At 65.4% G+C, this 17052-nt stretch carries 15 protein-coding genes and 1 tRNA gene; 12 read left to right on the top strand and 4 right to left on the bottom strand.

Translation table 11 applies throughout. The annotated features are described in order from the left end of the window. The first annotated feature begins 167 nt into the window (after positions 1-167). The 3 genes from AB0M35_RS00080 (at position 168) to AB0M35_RS00070 (ending at position 2208) form a co-directional block, all read left to right on the top strand. Positions 168-240, top strand: a tRNA-Arg gene (locus tag AB0M35_RS00080). A 192-nt stretch (positions 241-432) separates the two neighbouring features. After that, positions 433-1794, top strand: coding sequence for a hypothetical protein (locus tag AB0M35_RS00075; RefSeq protein WP_363740055.1), 1362 nt, complete (start codon positions 433-435; stop codon positions 1792-1794). Between the two features lie 129 nt (positions 1795-1923). Beyond that, positions 1924-2208 carry a hypothetical protein gene (locus AB0M35_RS00070; protein ID WP_363740054.1) on the top strand — a complete coding sequence of 95 codons (285 nt, stop codon included), beginning with the start codon at positions 1924-1926 and terminating at the stop codon, positions 2206-2208. Between the two features lie 34 nt (positions 2209-2242). On the opposite strand, the gene AB0M35_RS00065 is transcribed toward AB0M35_RS00070, so the two are convergent. The 4 genes from AB0M35_RS00065 to AB0M35_RS00050 all read right to left on the bottom strand — a co-directional run bounded on the left by AB0M35_RS00065 (position 2243) and on the right by AB0M35_RS00050 (position 6599). Beyond that, entirely contained in the window at positions 2243-3229 is a 987-nt protein-coding gene (locus AB0M35_RS00065) for a restriction endonuclease (RefSeq protein ID WP_363740053.1), read from the bottom strand. A 337-nt stretch (positions 3230-3566) separates the two neighbouring features. Next, entirely contained in the window at positions 3567-4577 is a 1011-nt protein-coding gene (locus tag AB0M35_RS00060) for a hypothetical protein (protein ID WP_363740052.1), read from the bottom strand. A gap of 154 nt (positions 4578-4731) precedes the next feature. Further along, on the bottom strand, positions 4732-5409 hold the full coding sequence (locus AB0M35_RS00055) for an HAD family hydrolase (RefSeq protein WP_363740051.1): 678 nt from the start codon (positions 5407-5409) through the stop codon (positions 4732-4734). Continuing rightward, positions 5406-6599 (bottom strand): helix-turn-helix domain-containing protein, encoded by a 1194-nt coding sequence (locus AB0M35_RS00050; protein WP_363741793.1) that lies wholly within the window; start codon positions 6597-6599, stop codon positions 5406-5408. The genes AB0M35_RS00055 and AB0M35_RS00050 overlap by 4 nt, the downstream gene beginning before the upstream one ends. 245 nt (positions 6600-6844) lie before the next feature. On the opposite strand from AB0M35_RS00050, the gene AB0M35_RS00045 reads away from it, so the two are divergent. From AB0M35_RS00045 to AB0M35_RS00005, 9 genes are all read left to right on the top strand, one after another. Beyond that, positions 6845-7510 carry an HAD family hydrolase gene (locus tag AB0M35_RS00045; RefSeq protein WP_363740050.1) on the top strand — a complete coding sequence of 222 codons (666 nt, stop codon included), beginning with the start codon at positions 6845-6847 and terminating at the stop codon, positions 7508-7510. Further along, positions 7507-8346, top strand: coding sequence for a hypothetical protein (locus tag AB0M35_RS00040; protein WP_363740049.1), 840 nt, complete (start codon positions 7507-7509; stop codon positions 8344-8346). The genes AB0M35_RS00045 and AB0M35_RS00040 overlap by 4 nt, the downstream gene beginning before the upstream one ends. After that, positions 8343-10325, top strand: coding sequence for an aminotransferase class I/II-fold pyridoxal phosphate-dependent enzyme (locus tag AB0M35_RS00035; protein ID WP_363740048.1), 1983 nt, complete (start codon positions 8343-8345; stop codon positions 10323-10325). The genes AB0M35_RS00040 and AB0M35_RS00035 overlap by 4 nt, the downstream gene beginning before the upstream one ends. 29 nt (positions 10326-10354) lie before the next feature. Continuing rightward, on the top strand, positions 10355-11413 hold the full coding sequence (gene trpS, locus AB0M35_RS00030; protein WP_363740047.1) for a tryptophan--tRNA ligase: 1059 nt from the start codon (positions 10355-10357) through the stop codon (positions 11411-11413). A gap of 12 nt (positions 11414-11425) precedes the next feature. After that, on the top strand, positions 11426-12484 hold the full coding sequence (locus AB0M35_RS00025) for a phosphotransferase (RefSeq protein WP_363740046.1): 1059 nt from the start codon (positions 11426-11428) through the stop codon (positions 12482-12484). After that, on the top strand, positions 12484-13410 hold the full coding sequence (locus tag AB0M35_RS00020) for an LLM class flavin-dependent oxidoreductase (RefSeq protein ID WP_363740045.1): 927 nt from the start codon (positions 12484-12486) through the stop codon (positions 13408-13410). Before AB0M35_RS00025 ends, AB0M35_RS00020 begins: the two co-directional genes overlap by 1 nt. A gap of 1198 nt (positions 13411-14608) precedes the next feature. Beyond that, positions 14609-14734: a hypothetical protein gene (locus AB0M35_RS00015; RefSeq protein WP_363740044.1), complete on the top strand. Its 126-nt coding sequence runs from the start codon at positions 14609-14611 to the stop codon at positions 14732-14734. A 315-nt stretch (positions 14735-15049) separates the two neighbouring features. Beyond that, the gene (locus AB0M35_RS00010; RefSeq protein ID WP_363740043.1) at positions 15050-15547 is read left to right on the top strand and encodes a hypothetical protein; all 498 of its coding nucleotides are present in this window, start codon (positions 15050-15052) and stop codon (positions 15545-15547) included. Beyond that, on the top strand, positions 15544-17052 hold a 1509-nt coding region (locus AB0M35_RS00005; RefSeq protein ID WP_363740042.1), incomplete at its 3' end, for a recombinase family protein. The genes AB0M35_RS00010 and AB0M35_RS00005, both read left to right, overlap by 4 nt.

Below are 17052 nucleotides of genomic sequence, written 5' to 3'. Positions count from 1 at the left end.
CGATGCCACACCAGCTCAAAGCAGGCCAACCATCACAACCACAGACGTGGTCGGTGTGATCGACGTGTGGTCACCGGCCGCCCCGACCTGCCGCGACAACCCAGGTCAACGCAGGCCACTCCCTGCCACCCCGGGTCAACCCGCAGGCCGTTAGACTGGGCCCTCGCGCCCTCGTAGCTCAGGGGATAGAGCATCGGTTTCCTAAACCGTGTGTCGCAGGTTCGAATCCTGCCGGGGGCACGTCACAGAACTGCAAACGCGCAGCGCGACCGCTCAATCACTGATTGTGGACGTCGGCTTCACGCTTTGAGCGATCGAGGATGCCCCGGGCGCACCGCCCGGGGCATCCTCACGTTCAACACGCAGCCGCACGATGCAACAGAGCCCCGCAGCGAGCCGAGAGCGAGTAGAGGTTAATGAGAAAATCGTGCCATGCCCCATGATTACGGTACTCTCATCGGCTCGAGCTCGGTGCGCTCAGGGCTGGACACCGACATCACCCCTCTCGGTGAACGCGCTCTTCGGGGCGTCCTTGACCACGTGATCGCTGTCGGAGACGAGGCTGAGTCGACCTACCTTGAGGTCAAGAGCACTCTCGACATGAACGGCAAGGCCGCCGCAGCCAAGATCGCGAAGTTCCTTCTGGGCGCAGCCAATCGGCGTCCGCACGAAGCCGCCAGGCACTTCCGTGGGTACGCGGTGCTGGTGATTGGTGCGCAGAAGGACGGCGCATCAGGCGTACCACGCGGGACAGAGGCACACGAACTCGAAGATCGCCTCCGTCCCTACCTCGGGCCGCAGTTCCCGGCGTTCGAGTTCGGAAGGATCGGTGTAGACGCCGAGCACGAGGTGCTGTTCGTTATCGCGCAACCACCGCAGGAAGGGCATACGATCTTCGCGTGCCACAAGAGCTTTCAGGGAGACGACCGCCGCGACAACCTGGAAGACGGAGCGGTCTACGTACGGGGCACAAGCAACACCAGGCCGGCTCGCTCCGGAGAGATCGAGGCACTCGTCGAACGAGTGCGCGGTGGCAGGAAGCCGCCGATCACACTTGAGATGGAAGTGCTTGGCCCGATCAGCCGAGTTGAACGTGTGGAAGAGGTCCTGGAGAGCCTCCGCGACTACGAAGAAGAGCAGTTCGGCAATGAGCCAGAGCTCGCGAAGGACGCGTTCGCGGCAACGTCGATTCGGCTGGCCTCGAGCGTCTTCGGCGGCATAGCGCACCTGACTACAGAAGACCGGGAGCGGGCATTAGCCACGTGGCGGAAAGGGAGAACCGAGCATATCGCGAGAGGCCGTGAGCACTTCTTGGGCGTCGCGCTCAGGGGTGTCGGCGTTCGCGTCGTCAGCCGGGACAGGTTCGTCGCCAAGCCGCACCTGATCGTGACCTTCCATGGCTGCGAGATGCTCGACTACCGCGATCCTGATGACGCGGACTACGCGACGGCGGTCGAACCCATTCTTCGCGAAAGTAATCCGCTCGGAGCGCCCGTCGACTTCGCCGCCCTGCGAGCCCACTCCCACAATTACCCGGTGGCATGGCGCAATCGCGAAAACGACGCCGAAGTCGTGTTGACACCAGAGTCGTTTCGTCCGAACGTCCCCTGGACGAGCGACCAGGACGACTACGTGATCGTCGCGAGGGATCCTCAGGCAACCTCGGTAGAAATCACTTGGATCCTCACCGAGGACGGCAATGATGAGGTGACCAGTGGCGCTCTCGATCTGCCGACCGACGAACTCATCGACGCAGCCGACCTATTTAGCTCGGTGTTCCTCAGGGAAGACTGACGCGGCGGATCCAGTGTTCAGTCCGCCGCGAATGGGGGCGCGTGTCTGCGAGAGCAGGTCCGCCATTGAAGATCAGGTGCTCGCTCATCGGCTAGACGAGTGCGTCGCGGCCAACCACGATGACGGTGCGTGTTGCTGCTCGTGCCGCTCGGCGACGTCCTCGACCGCCGCCGATTCGTCCCGGTGATGCTGCTGACCTCGGCCGTCGCACTGCTGCTGTGCGCGCTGGCACCGTCGATCGGCGTGCTCCTCCTCGCACTCGGCGTGCTCGGCGTGACGACGATTTCCGGACAGGTCCTCACACCGCTCGCCGGGGACCTGGCCGGCGCCTACCTTCCTGGCGACGACTTGAGTAGAACAACGAATGGATCGAAGTGTCGATTCATGGACTCGGAGCGCCATTTCGTTGATTAAGCAGCAGCGAAGTAGCGCAATAAGTAGCCGTGCCTCAGCCAAGAATCTCTAGTAGTCGGAATAGTCGGCGAAGCTCCTTTGACTGGACGGCAAGAGCGTCGATATCTAGATCCGCGATGCTTCTACCCAAAGTTCCCGGTTGTGGTCGACGCCGAGGCGTATCTGTAATTCCTAGCGCCACCTCGAAGGTGGGATCGAGAGTGATGAACTCAATTTCGACTTCGTCTGAAAAATCGCCGACTCGTAAGCGGTCGGCAATGCGCTTCTGATTCCAGCCCGCCTTGCCATCACTGTCAATAACGATGACTAGGCGATCAACCTCGCGATGCATCTGCAGTTGAGCCAACGCAACCGGCGCAATATTCAACAAGCCTCCTGCGGGAATAATATTGAAGTCCGGTGGATTACTTGATCGCTCAGCGAGCGAGATCATAAGCCGGAGGTCGTACGCGCCTTCGACAATAAACAGGAGCTTCTGCGACTTCGGTGACCGGGCTTGAGACTGGGGAGCGATAGAAAAGAATGGAGTGCCCGCCTCTGCCGCCGCCCTCAGCTTAATCGCCAGCGCTTCCACGATTCCGACACCCTCAGGCCGCACGATTTCACGAATTTCGGAGCCGTCGAAAAGAATCAGATTGAGGGACTTTCCCGCAATGAGGGCATCCACAGCATCGCCAGAATAGCCGCCCATGCTAATGAAGACCCCGATGGTTCCGGAGAGTTTACCATCGAGCTTGCCCTTAAACTGATAAAGGGCAGATGCCGGGATAGGGTCTTTGGTCCACTTTGCTTCAAGTAGCATGGGGCGACCCTGAAAAACGAAGGAGCCATCGATTTCTTCACCCTTGGGCCGGTATCTTGTACGAGGATCTAGGCCGGCATTTGCAAACATTGCCTCAAGCACTCCTTCGAACCTCTGCCCACGCTGTCGCTTTTCGGCCCCAGACGCATCCTGCGGAATGCTCTCGAGAGCTAAAAATTGAGCACGCCAGTCGTCGCCGTTTTCCGCCGAGTTTTCCATGAAGGGATCATGCCATCCGGTTATCGTTAGGCCAATACCCTCTGCGGTCCCCTATGCGCAGCTACCGCCGTCATTACCGCAGGGTCGCCGGGCTCGGAAGGCCAGCCATGGCATACACCTGATAGCCCTTCGGGCGGCGGCCCGACACATTCGCATCGGCCAGATGCGTGCGTCGGCGCTGGCACGGTGACGACATGGCGCGACCACAGGCAACGGGTCGATCGTCGGCGCAGAAGCCTGTTAGAAACCGCCAACCTGCAACCGATTTGGCAGCTCGGGCAGACCGTCACCCACGCAAGGTCGCGTGGCATCATGCTGATGGAGTAGGCCGCCACAGTTAGAACGGTGGCTCCGAATCCCAAGGTCTAGCGTCCGCCTGTGGCCAGGCCGCGCTTGGTAAGGGCAGGTTCGTCACCACGTACAGGTTCAGGATGTCTTCCCGGTCCATGAAGAGAATCTGACTGCGCTTCGAGGTGTCCAACTTCCGGCCGAGCCAGTTCCTCGCCGCCTTCGTGATCTCCCCGCCGGCCACGATGAAGGCGTGATCCACCAGGACGTTCTTGCCGATCTCCGGATCGAAGATCTCGTGGCCCAGCATCATCAAGGCCTGGTTGTGGATCTCAGCGACGTTGTGGTTGCTGCCCTTGGTCACGCCCGAGGAGTCCAGCTTGCCCTTCTTGGCCTGGATGCCGAAGTAGAGAACGTGCTGGGTCGGCAGGGTGTACCTCATCCACACGTCCTTGCCGTACTCCAGTGCCTTGTCCCTGTGCCCGGCCGCAGTGATCCCGTGGAACCCGAGCTGCCGGAACAGCGGAAGCAGGATTTCCTCGATCAGCTGGTCCTCACTCGCACGATCTAGGTAGGCGATGAGCTGGTCGCGCCTGGCGATCTCGGCCGGTGAGAAGGGTCGGTGGGGGCTCGGCGCTGGCATGGCGATCGTGTTCGTTGGGACGTGGCGCAAGTAGCACTGGCCGTCCTCCGCGTAGAACGCTTCGAAGTTCTCGCGAGACAGCGCGGCGTTCAGACGCGCAAGCGCCTGCGGTCGATCGCGCCCCTCGTTGATGGCATCGTCCGGGTCCATCAGCCTGCGGATCAAGCGAGCGAACGTATCCGGCGGGATGTGTTCACCAGCATGGGGCTTCTGGAGGATCTTCTCCACGACCTCCGCAGCCCAACGGTGACGCGTCGAGCCGTCGTGCGTGTACTCGGTGTCGATTTCGTGAAAGAAGTCGGTGATGAAGCTGCTGCTTCGGTACAGGAAGAAGTAGTGCTCCGGATCGTCGCCCTTGCCAGGGTTACCGACGACCATCTCCCCGAGCAGCGTCAGCGTGTGTTGCTTGAACTTCAACGATGCCTCCCGGTGCGCCACCGCAGTGCCAGTCACATGGCACAGGTCTCGTCATATAGATCAAACAGGCCCTGTCGGGAGCGCCCCGGAACCCGACGAAGGGCTGCGCTCTCCGTCGGTCAACCATGCAAGGGGTTCGTGGAGCCGCCGTCAATCACCGAAGCTGAATGTCTTGCAGTCGCCCCGGAAGATCCCGGAGACTGTCGATGCGAATGTGTGCTTGTTCTACCTCGGGGCGAGTCGCGTAGAAGTATCCCCATGGTCCACGTCGGATGAACACGGTCGTCAGGCCGGCGGCCAACGCGGGGAGAATGTCGTTGTCGAGGCGGTCGCCCACGTATGCGATCTCCTCTGGCGCGCACCCCGCCGACTCGACCAGCTTGACGAAGAACTCAGGGGTCGGCTTCTCCGCGCCCCAGTCGTCCGACGTCGCAATCAGGTCCACACCCAGGTTCAGCTCATGTAGCAGCCGGCCGGCGCGGGCGGTCTGGTTACCCGCCACACCGACGAAGTAGCCGTCGGCCTTCAGCGCGGCGAGGCAGTCCCGGACGTCAGGGTAGAGGTCGCGGCCGTTGAAGTGCTCGGCCAATCCGGCTTCTGCCCGGCGCTGCCGTTCCAGTGCGAGGTCGAATCCAGGCTGAAAGTGCTGGAAGACCTCGCGGTAGTCCCGCCCCTGCGCGATGACCTGCCCGAACACCGCAGAGAATGTGTGCCGGGGAACGCCGAGCCAGTCCGCCCAGGTGCCGTACTCGGTGGACTCGTTGATCAGCGTCTCGCCCACGTCGAAGTAGACAGCGCGGATTCGCCGTGGGAAAGAGGTCTGGATGGTCATGCGGTCAACGCACCCAATCGCTCGTCAAGGTCAGCAACGACGGTGGCATCGTCCCACGGCCTCAGCCGGGTACGGAACTCCTGAAGGCGGGTGCTCGCGGTTGCGTAGCCGGCCATCGCCAGCGTCGCGGCAGCGTCTCCGGCGAGGTCACATGCCTGGTCGAGCTGCGGGTGGTCGCCGAGATACGAGCTGGCTATGTCGATGAGGAACACCGCCTTCTGCTTGACCGCCACGGGACCGAGTCCACGTAGTGCAGCTGTCAGGGCGGATCGGGCCTCCTCGGGTCGACCGAGCTGGAGGAATGCCCGGCCGCGGAATCCGTCGAGACGGTCCGCCGAGTAGTAGTCGAACCATGCGGGCGGTGCCGCGTCTGCGGGTCGGGAAAGGCGTGCGGCTGCTTGGTCGAGAGCTCGCAGCGTTCCGGCCGCGTTCGCTGTGCCCAGGACCTCGGACTCCACCGCCGCGATCCATGACTGGACTACCGGCACACCACTTCGTTGGGCATGATCAGCGGCGCCAGCGAGATAGCTGATGGCGGCCGAGGTGTTGTGCTCGGCCGCCGGCACGAAGGCGAGATGGCCGAGCGCGGCTGCGGCGAGGAGGTCGTCCCCCACCTGGATGGCCGCTTCGTGGGCGAGCCCGAAGTAGCCCCGCGCGTCGGCCGGTCGCTGGAGGTCGAAGAACGTCAGCCGGCCGGCCAGCGTGGCGACTTCGCTGCGGGTGCGCAGGACTCGGCGCTTGAGTCCTCCGTCGGGCAGTTGCCGCATGACGTCGACCGCGGTCTCGAGGTGATCGCGTGCCAGGCTGAGCAGATCGCCAGGTTTCCCAGACCCGTGGTAGAGGTGCCGGTACACCTCCGCATTGCGTTCGAGTCGGCTCACCTGAAGCTCTGGAACCACTCCAGCCTGATCGACAAAAGCGAGCGGGGAAGCCGCCATAGCCTTGATCGCAGTCCGCCGGCGCATTTCATCCTCCTGGCTCCCAGGTCGGGTCAGGGCCGCTGGAACCCGACCGTATGTCTTCACGAGCAGGCCGTCCACGCCGAGTGCCCGGTCGCACACCTCGGCGAGCTCCATCGAACCTGGCTTCTCACCTCGCTCGACCTGCCCCAGGTACGTGAAGTCATAGCTGGTCAGCACCTGCAACTTCCGGAGCGACAACCGTCGCTCCTGACGAAGCCGGCGTAGCACCTGCCCGAAAGTCTCACCGTCCACCCGGTCCCCCTGACCAGTGCCCAGGTGTAGGCCACCGTGGGCCTACACCCTGTGGCTTCCGACGCACACACCGTACCGACCAAGCTCGATGTGCACAGCAACCGCATCGACGGCGGCGATACCCAAGCCGGCACCGAGGCGGTGTCGGAGAGCACGCGCGCTTCCCCCGGCCCGCGAGCTGAACCCGCCGCCTCGGTGCCTCTCATCCCACGGGAGGGCACATGCACGGCGCGAACACCCAGAGGTACGGGCCGATGATGGTTCACGAGGACTCACGGTCACGGCCCGTCCTGGTGCTGGACGTCTGCGGGGTTCTGTTGGCGGAGCCGATGGCACCTCTCTTTCGAGTTGTCTCCGAGGAGGCCGGGACCTCCTCCGACCGGGTCGAAGCGATCTTCCGCCACTACTTTCGGGACGCGTTGTGGTCTGGGCTGCTCGACGAGTCCGCGTTCTGGCCGGCGTTCGCAGCGGCTTGCGGTCTCGGGCAGCCGTCGCCTGCCTGGCGGTCGGTGCTGCGGTCGACGATGACGCCGTTACCGGCCGTCTCCCGGCTACGCAACTGGTCGAGAGGGGCGCAGATCTGGCTGTTGTCCAACCATCGCCACGAATGGTTGGTGCCCGCGCTGCAGGCGGCCGGCCTGCACCGTCAAACCCATCGGATCTTTATCTCCAGCCAGACCGGCGCGGTCAAGCCGAGTCCCTCCGCCTACGTCCAGATTCTTGAGCAGGCGTCACCCGGTGACAACCTCCTGTACGTCGATGACAAGGAGGTCAACGTCGAAGCGTTCCGGAGGCTGGGGGTCGACGGCGTCCAGGCCGACACGTCCGGCTCTTGGACCGCCGTCGTCGATGGTTGGCTTGCCGCATCAACGCGGAGGACCTGGTGAGCGGCCCTTACCGTGACATCGCCGCCCAGAGCTTCCTCGACGAGATCCCTCGACTCATCGACACCCTGAGTGCGGCGATAGAGAGCATCCCGACTGAAGACCGGGTCTGGGTCTTCTACGGCAGCCGAATCACCGGCACGGCAACCGCAGCCAGTGATGTAGACGTGATGATGCTCCATCGCGAGAACGAGGTTCCACCGACCCGCGTTGGCACCACCTATCGCGACGCTCCGGTGACTGTCTACTCGCTGCCTTGGTCGGACCTGTACCGCGACGGGCAGGACCGCGCGTACGGCGGCTACTTCGCGCTAAAGCTGTTCAGCCCGTTCATCTGCACACCGGCCGACGAGGCCGCGGAGCTGTTGACGAGCGTGGCGCGGTTCTTGGCTCCGCTGGCCGCTGAGGTGGCCGGCCGACTCAACGTGACCACTAGGACCCGCCACCAGATCCTTGCCGACTCCTACCTGGCGTTTCTCGATATCTATCCAGACTTCGACAGCTACGTGGCCCGAGTCCTGGAGACACCGGTGCTGGCATCGCCGTTGTGGCGACGGCAGGCGCAGGTGATCGTGGACGCCTATCAACAGGCGCAGATGATCGATCGCACAGCGGACGGCCGTTACGCCTACTCCCGGCAGGCAGCGATCGGGGACCTTCGGCACGAGCGAGCCATCGCGGCGGCCCGGTTCTGGGCGTTCGGCGCGGTCTGCCACGACAGCGACGTCCGTTTCCCCGACCTCTACCGCGACAAGGCTCGCCAGCGCACGACCGTCGGGCAGCGGCAGCGAGTCTACGAGTCGCTGCAACGGATCTCGCGTGGGCGGGCCGGCCGATGAGCGCCTTGCTCGCCGAGTGGCACGCGGCCCGCAATAGCCTGGTAGCGGACGAGCACGCCGAAAGGGCACGCCGTTTCGGGCTCCGACTGCTCGCTCCCGACTCCGAGGGCCTACCGCCGGTGATCGACAACCTGGCGGGCCGGACCATCTGGGCCTGGCAGCCTGCGAGCCCAGCACTGGCCGCGACGGGTGACGACCGTGCGGACGTGCGCGTCGGTGTTGCCGGAAGTCGGCTGCACCTCGGCCATCTCAGTCTCGCGCGGGACGTCGCCTGGCTGCGGGAAAAGGGCCACTCCGTGACCCTCATCAGCCGCCAAACCCGCACCACGGCCTCCGCAACGGTTGTCGAACTCTTGGCAGAACGGGTGAAGCAGTTCGACGGACGCGCCCCCGATCGCGTCATCGACCTCGACGCGGCCGAGGTCCGGGCCTTCGAGGACGATGTGTTGTCCGGGCTGGTGTTGCGCCGGATGCGGCAGGTCTATGGCTGGTCCGATGACACCAGGCTGAGCCTGCTGCGGGACGCGGTGACGATGATGAGCTTCTTCCTGTACGAGCAGAGCCCGAGAGGGTCGATCGCGCTGGTCGACGCCGGTCAGGTGACGCATACGGCGCTGATGAGGACCGTGTCGGATCGCCTCGCGGCACCAACGCCGTACGTTGCCTATCGACGGTTGGTTCCGAACCTGCGGCGTCGTGGTGGCCGGGCCAGCATCAACGATCCGGCCTCCACGATCCTCCTGACCGATCGTCCCGACACCGTCCGGGAAAAGTTCATCGGCGCGGTGACCGGCGGCCGAGCCCGCGCCGAGGAGCAGCGCCAATATGGGGGCAACCCCAACGACTGCCCGACCTTCGAGGTCATCGAACTACTGTCCGCACCTGAGCGGGCGACCGCCGTGGCGCGTCGATGCCGAGCCGGCGAGGTGCTGTGCGGGCAGTGCAAGATCGAACACCTCGACGATGTGATTGCCGGCGTTCGCGGTGACGGTCGACAGGTCGCGCTCGCTCGCGTCGGCACAAGTTCCGCCGTACCGAAGGCGGTTGCCGGGGTCGTTCCCAGTTTGCACCGACCACCGAGCCGGGAGCCGGTCGACCTGGAGGCCGAGATCGCCCGGTACGTCGGGGTGGTGCCGGAACAGGTCGTGGTCGGTCACGGCACAACCGAGATCCTCGACTGGATCATGTGTGAGCAGGCTTCAGCCGGTGCGGCGGTGCTCGCGACCGCCCCCACCTTCGAGCTGTACGGGCAGCTCGCCGCCAGGAACGAACTGCGCTATGACGAGGTTGCGTGGGACGGCGGAGCACTGCGACACGACCTGGCGGCGCTGCGAGCCGCGCTGAAGAATGATCATGCCGCGATGGTGGTGGATATCCCGCACACGATCTCCGCCATCTCGGTACCGTTGTCCGACTTGCTGGCTGTAGTCGCGCCTCAACTGCCCAGCGGGGCGAAGCTGGTCATCGACAACGTCTACGGTGAGTTCATGGCACATCCCCTCTCGCTGACACCGCGACTCCTTGAGGAGCGCGACGAGCTGGTGGTGTGCCGGTCGCTGTCCAAGGCACACTGCCTACTCGGTGCCAGAGTCGGATACGCCGTCACCAGCGCTGGCTACGCCGACCGGCTGCGTCGACACCGGCTTCCGTATGCTGTCAGCGCGCTGGCTGCCACGGCGGCACGCGCCTCCCTGGGCGACGACAGAAGCCTCCGGCGCACCATCGGGTTGAACCGGCGGGCGTACGCGACGCTGACCGCCGAACTCGACCGGCTGTACATCGGATACGCCCGGTCGGACGCAAACTTCCTCTTGATCGATCTCGGGGACCGCCGCGACCAGATCCTTGCCCTGCTGCGGGCGCGTGGCCTGCGGTTCCGTGACGGCGCACGATGGCAACTTCCGTCGATGATCCAGGTCCATCTCATCGACGAGGCGACCGTCGCCCCGTTGGTGCGCGCCCTGCGCGACCTTTGTTGACCCGTCACGCCGCGAAAGGCCCCATCGTCATGACCGCTCAGCGGATGCTCACCGGTGACCGTCCCACCGGAAAACTGCATCTCGGCCACTACGTCGGCAGCATCGCCAACCGGGTGAGGCTGCACCGGAAGTACGAGAGCTTCTTCATCATCGCCGACCTGCACATGCTGACCACCAAGAACACCCGGGACGACATCGCCAAGGCCACCCAGAACGCTCGTGACATGGTGGTTGACTCCCTCGCCGCCGGGATCGACCCCGACACCGCGACCTTCTACCTCCAGTCTGCGATCCAGGAGGTCGGGGATCTCAACACCCTCTTCCAGAACCTGGTCACCGTGCCGCGCCTGGAGCGGGTGCCTTCGCTCAAGGACATGGCTCGCGACGCCGGCAAGGAGGAGATGCCGTACGGTCTGCTCGGGTACCCGGTGTTGCAGGCCGCCGACATTCTCTGCGTCAAGGCCCACGTTGTGCCCGTCGGCAAGGACAACGCCGCGCACGTCGAGGTCACCAGGGAGATCGCCCGGCGCTTCAACCATCTCTACGGCGAGGTCTTCCCCGTCCCCGAGTTGGTTAGCGCCGAGACACCCACCCTGGTCGGCACCGACGGCCGGGCCAAGATGAGCAAGAGCCTGGGCAACGCCATCGCCCTCTCAGACGAGCCGGCCGAGGTCCGCCGCAAGGTCATGGGCATGTACACCGACCCGAACCGGATCCGCGCGGACGTGCCCGGCACGGTCGAGGGCAACCCCGTGTTCCAGTACCACGACGTCTTCAACCCGAACCGGACGGAGGTCGATGACCTCAAGAGCCGCTACCGCGAGGGCAAGGTCGGCGACGTCGAGGTCAAGGAGAAACTCGCCACCGCACTGAACTCGTTCCTCGATCCCATGCGCGAGCGGCGTGCCCGCTACGAGGCCGACAAGGGCCTGGTCGACGAACTGATCGTGGAGGGCACGGAACGCACCCGACGCGAGGTCCAGCAGACCGTCTTCGAGGCCCGCAAGGCGATGGGCCTCACCGGCGTTTACACACAGCTCCGCCGCAAGGCCGAACGGTCCCGCAAACCCGCAGCCACCACCGTGTAGAAGAGGACCCTCATGAGTCGCCACGAAGCCGGCCGGCAGGCCGGCAGCTTCCTGCTGCGAAAAATCAGGTCGGGGACCTCGGGAGCTGAGGTGTTCCTGCTGCGACAACCCGGCGGTGCGGCTGTCGCCACGAAGGTCACCCGCAACCCAAGGGTCAGCTCGTCCGTGCAGGCCCAACGGCACGCCGTCATGGCGAAGCACTTCGCCTCGCACACCCCGGCGGTGCTCGGGACCGCAACCGAGGCCGCGCTTGACGTCATCGTCACGGCGGCACCTGCGGTGTGGAGCCTCAACGAAGCCATCGCTCGTGTCGGACCGACACCGGAGCTTTACCTGATCTGGCAAGACGTGGTGAATACTCTCGTCACGGTATGGCGGTCAACCGCCGAGCCCGGATTCGATCCCAGCCGGGCCACTCGCAATCATGATCTTCGGTGTCGTCGTGGCCATCAGGGGCTGGAGGAGGTGCTCACCACAGACCTCGGACCGCCCTCGCATTGGTTGAGCATCATGATTAACGGAAGCGACATGGGCTCCTGGTTTCGAGCCTTCGAGCAGCTCCTCGTCGTCGGCAGGCCCGACTCCCATATCACCTGTCACGGCGATCCGCACGCCGGCAACGTACTGGTTGCCTCCGACGGGACCTGGCACCTCATCGACTGGGAATGGTCCGGTGACCATCACGACTGGCGCATGATGGTCAGCCACCTGCTCGGTAGCTGGTACGTACGCGAACTCCTAGACCACGCCTCCGGCACGGCTTCAGCGACACCCGACCGGCTCGTGCTGGACTATGCCATCGGTGAAACCCCCCGACTACGCCAGTTCGGGATCCCGGCAGCCGACGCGTTCCGGCGGATGACGACGCCGGCCCGAACAGAGCAGGATCTCAGTGATGTTGCTCGGTACGTGGCGCTTCTTCTGCTCCGGGAGATCCCCCGAGCGGTGTTGGCTGGGCGACGTCACCTCATCGCACCCCTGCTCGGCGAGTGCATCCGGCTCACCACTGGCGAGCACTCGAATCATCCCGCCATCCGGCTACTCAGGACGCCGGTCGGGGCGGCGATGTAATGCGACTCGGACTGGCATTGCCCCACTACCCGTTCTCCTTCCCGACACCGCAGCCCTCCACCGCCCGACGAGCGATCGAGTACGCCGCCTTGGCCGAGGACGCGGGATTCCACCAAGTGTGGGTCTCCGACCACTTCTGGGTCGACGTCGCCACTGCAGGGCAACCGGAGCAACGGCAGGAGCCGGCTGAGTGTTGGACCCTGCTGGCCGCGATAGCGGCCAGCACCAACCGCATCCGCGTCGGCTCTTTGGCCACGCCTATCGGGTTCAGGAACCCCAACCTCCTCGCACGCATGGCGGCGACCGTGAACGAACTCGCCGCCGGGCGACTCGACGTCGCCGTCGGAGCTGGGTGGAACGAGTCGGAACACCGAGCGAACGGCCTTGACTTCCCGCCTGCAAGACAACGGTTGGTATCGCTTGAGGACACAGTCGGGCTTCTTCGGCGGCGGGTGCCGGGCGTGCCCGTCTGGGTTGCCGGGAAGCGCCCAAAACTACTTGAGGTCGCCGCGCTCGCGGACGGTTGGAACACCGCGTGGGACAGCACAATGGCTGAGTACCGGCACCGGGATGCGATGGTGCGGCAAGCATGCCACCGTCGTGGGCGTGACCCTGCGGCGGTTCACCGGTCTCTTGGCCTGACGACGCTCATCGGCCGAGACAACGACGATCTTGAGAGACGGTGGCACAGTTTGCAGCGCTGGGCTCCCGGCGGCGCTCTGGCTGATATCTCCCTGCGGAGCTGGGCACGGTCCCGCCTGGTCGGTACACCGGAGGAAGTGGCCCAACAGCTCCGTCGGTGGGGCGAAGCCGGGGTCGAGCAGGTCATCTGCTCATTTGGAGCGCCATTCGCCGTTCACGATAACCAGCAGCTTGAGCTTGCTGTAGACGCGCTGACGATCTTATCCGGCTCGAAGGGGCCGTAGTCGGAACGATATTGCCAGCGCCGAGGGTCAGGAGTCGGTCTCGGGGGTGAGCCGGCCGAGTTCGGCGGCCACGACGGACGCTGCGAGGCGGGGACTGCCGGTGGCAGATGTGCGGGTAGGAGGGATATCTCTTATCAGTCGGTTCCGGTCCACCGGCCCTCCTCACCCCCGTTGACGTGCTCGTACGACGTGTTCAAGGGGGCGTGTTCACCCGGCTGTTCGTGGTCGTTGCGTTCCTCGTTGGATCGCTCGTTAGACCTCCCGTTAGAACCCTCACCCTGAACAGCGAACGTTTTGCGGCACCAATCAGCTCGACCGATGCGGGCTCGGCGGGTGGCCGAGGATTCGGGCTTTGTAGCAGCGGTGCGGTCTCGCCGCGCAACCTTCGAGCCCTGATCGGGGCCTCCTCACTGGGGGCGTACTGCTGATCACCTCTCCGTGGGACGAGCGCCGCTGGTGGGGACGGTCAGACAGGGCGAGCCGGCGGCGGGGACGGAGGCCGTCCGGCGCGGACGGCGGACCGGGGTGGCGAGGGTCGTGCTGGTTGGTGCGGACGGCCTTGCAGGACCGGGCGCGGACGGGGTCGCCGACCGTCCGGGACGGCGGACGGGGGCGCGGACGGGTCGGGCCGGCGCACCGTACTTCGTGGCGATCTCGTCCATGGCCGGAGGCGGTCAACCAGGCCGCGCGTTCGAGTAGAGGATGATCTTGTTCAAGTAGGAGATTCTGTGCAACCTGTCACTGATCGTATCGGCGTTCCGCGCCGCTCCAGTGCCGCCGAGAGTTGGCACCTCAGGGGCCTGACCTGTGTGTTCAACCCGTTGAGGATCTTGTTCAACCGGGCGGCTCGGGCGACGCGAGTTGTCCGGCGCGGAGCGCGGTTTCCAATCCGAGGCCCGGATTTGTAATCCCTTAGTGTCAGCGCTCGTCGGCGGACGTGGCTCACACGCCCATGCCGAAGCCCAGTTCCACCACCCCCGGCGACCGGCCCCAGCCGGCAACCGCCGGGTTCCTCCTTCCCCCTACCCACGTCCCCCGCACCCCCGATCCGGGCGTACCGGACGGGCACGGACCGTCCGCCCCTGAGCCCGGCGACGGCAGACAACGCAGGGCGTCGACCTCGCCCGATCGGGAGTCTCCGGCTCGCGGTGACGGGCAGTCGGCAGAGGTCGCGGTCGCCCGCGGTGATGCACCGGAGGTGCGATTCGACGTCACCGTGCTCGATGGTGAGGTCGGTCGGCGGCTGGCCGTGCTGCAAGCCGAGGTGATCCTCGACGTGCTGACCTGGCTTCACGACCAGCGGCACCATGCCGAGCCCGTCTGACCGATCACCCTCCGGGCCACTCGGCGTGCCGTGGAGTGTGCCCCCGTCGGGGCGGTCTTGATCCCTTCACCGAGTTGCGCGGTGATCGACGCCAACGGGTCGGGCAGCACCGGCGGTCGACCCGTGGCCTGACCAGACACCAACCGCAGGAGGTACGCACGTCATGTACGCCACCGTCACCCGCGACGACACCGGGCGCATCGTCGTCTACGGCCCCCACGACACGTCGGCCACAGCGCCGAACGATGGGGCAGTCACCGCCGCCATATGCCCATCGGGGGCCGCTGACCGCACTTCCGGCACTCTGGCCGAGGCATGAACATCCACCGCGCGACAGTGCTTCCGCGTGTGGCGTTCTACGGCCGGACCGCCGATGCCGGCGACCTCGCCACGGCGGTCCTCGTGCTCGGTGGCCAGTACCAGCAGTGCGTCTCGGTGCTGCCCGACGGCGCGATCACGGCGGTGTTCTCCGACCTCGGTACCCGGCCTGACTACCGGCGGGCACCCGCCCGCCTGTTCCTCGGCCACGAGCGGGAGATCAGCCGTGACGGTGGTCTGGATGACCTGCTCACCGAGGCGAACCGGCCAGATCGCCGGTTCGACTTCGTGATCAGCACCGACCTCCACCGCCTGTCCCGCGACACGGCGATGAGGACCGCGCTCCTGCGCACGCTCGCGGTCGCCGGCATCGAGTTCCTCCACGCCCCCGAGATCCGCGACGGTGACCGGCTGCCGGTCATGCCCTGGCGGCTGCGCAGCGTCGCCTACATCAACGCCCTGACCCAACTCATCAGCGAAGGAGGCCACCTGTGACGAGCACGCTGCCCGACTGGCTACGCTCACCCGCCACCACGCCCGTACCCCAGCGGACGATACGGGTCGCGTTCCTCGGGCGTACCTCCACCGACGAGCAGCAGGACCCCACCCTGTCCATCCCCCGACAGTTGACCAACTCCGAACGGGCTCTGCTGCCCAACATGGTCATCGTCGCGTGGTTCTGGGACGTGGAGTCCTCCCGCAAGGAACTCAGCCAGCGGGGCCGAAGCACAGCGTGGCAGAAGTTCAACATCGGCGTTCGCCGCGACGGTGGCCTCGCCGACATGCTGGACGAGGCCACTTCACCGGATCGCCGCTTCGATGTCGTGATCTGCGAGTCGATCGACCGCATCGCCCGCTGGACCCACCAGGGCACCAAGATCGAGCACGACCTCGAACTCGCCGGGGTGCCGCTGCTGGCCGCCGACGAGCCGATCACGCAGTCGAACAGCCGCAAACGCGCCGCGCAGATCCTCCTGCGCCGCACCAAGCAGGGCGTGGCCGAGTGGTACATGATCGAGATGCTGGAGAAGTCGTGGGACGGCTTCGAGGAACACACCGGTCAGGGCTGGAACGTCGGCAAGCCGCCATACGGCTACCTCGCCGAGAAGCACAAACACCCTGTCCCCGCGAAGCGGGCACAGGGCAAGCACAAGACGAAGCTGAAGATCGACCCCGACCGGGGGCCGGTGGTCGAGCAGATCTTCGCCTGGCGCATTGACGAGAAGCTGTCCTACCGAGCCATCGCCGACCGGCTCAACACCGACCTCGACCGCTACCCGCCACCACAACCCGTCGACCCAGCCCGCGCGGTCGGACGATGGACCGGCTCGGCGGTCCGCGAGATCCTCGTCAACCCCAAGTACACCGGCCACATGGTCTGGAACCGGCGCTCGACCAAAGACAAACTGCACCCCGGCAAGGTCAACCCACGCGAGCAGTGGGTCGTCTCCCAACAGCCCACCCACTCGGGCATCGTGCCGATCGAGACGTTCCTCGCTGCACAGAACGTGGGCCGATCTCGGGAACGGTCCCGCGCCGACGCCCGCCAGGGTTCTCCCAACCGGCACCGGCAGACCAAACGGGTCTACGCGCTTCGCTCCTACGTCTGGTGCGCGCCGTGCCAGCGGCGCATGTTCGGCCGCACCGTCACCGGCTACACCTACTACTCCTGCCAACCCCGCGAGAGGGCCATCCCCGAGGGCCACCCGAGCATGATCTCCGTGACCGAGGACGTGCTGCTCGACTTCGCCGATCGGTTCTTCAACACCTACGTCCTCGGTCCGGACCGGGTGCAACTCGCTACCCGCAGCCTGGACATCGCCGCCCAGCAAGCCGCCGAGGAGCAACGGCGACAGATCGCAGTGCTGCGGCGGACTCTGGACGACATCGCCGCTCGCCGCCGTCGCCTCCTACGGGTCATCGAGGAGAACGACGACCCGGACGGCAGCGTGTTCGCGGAGATCGCCGAGCGACGAGCCGAACTCGACCGTGACCGCGAG

This window comes from Micromonospora sp. NPDC051196 (genome assembly GCF_040682415.1).
In the GTDB taxonomy this organism is placed as follows: Bacteria; Actinomycetota; Actinomycetes; order Mycobacteriales; family Micromonosporaceae; genus Micromonospora.
The sequence above is the reverse complement of the archived record's forward strand: the minus strand, read 5'-3'. Positions and strand labels throughout refer to the sequence as shown.